The 387-nt window shown below is 37.7% G+C and carries 2 tRNA genes; both read right to left on the bottom strand.

From position 1 onward, the window contains the following. Window positions 1–5: 5 nt before the first annotated feature. Window positions 6–82 (bottom strand) — tRNA-Asp (locus tag HMPREF2573_RS00245). 3 nt (window positions 83–85) lie between these two features. Next, a tRNA-Val gene (locus HMPREF2573_RS00240) sits at window positions 86–161 on the bottom strand. Window positions 162–387: the final 226 nt, after the last annotated feature.

Genomic DNA, 387 nt, shown 5'->3' with positions numbered 1-387 from the left:
AAAAATGGCGCAGCGGACGGGGCTCGAACCCGCGACCCCCGGCGTGACAGGCCGGTATTCTAACCAACTGAACTACCGCTGCATATGGTGGGTGGTAACGGGATCGAACCGCTGACCCTCTGCTTGTAAGGCAGATGCTCTACCAACTGAGCTAACCACCCTAAAATGTTTTTGTTGATAACAGTAATTTTATCAAAGTGACTGTATCAAACAAAGTAGATATGGTGTCAATATATCTTCATTTTAAGTTCTTGAACAAATGTTTGTTTGTTCTTTGTGGTGCGTATTATATAGAAATTTATCACAGTGTCAAATACTTTTTGGATAAATTATTTGATATTTTGGATAAATTTTATAAGTTATTGATATTTAATGGGTTATTTTTTA

The sequence above is a fragment of the Moraxella sp. HMSC061H09 genome (assembly GCF_001809255.1).
In the GTDB taxonomy this organism is placed as follows: Bacteria; Pseudomonadota; Gammaproteobacteria; order Pseudomonadales; family Moraxellaceae; genus Moraxella; species Moraxella catarrhalis.
Note: the sequence above shows the minus strand (reverse complement) of the source record. Positions and strands in the feature narration are given on the sequence as shown.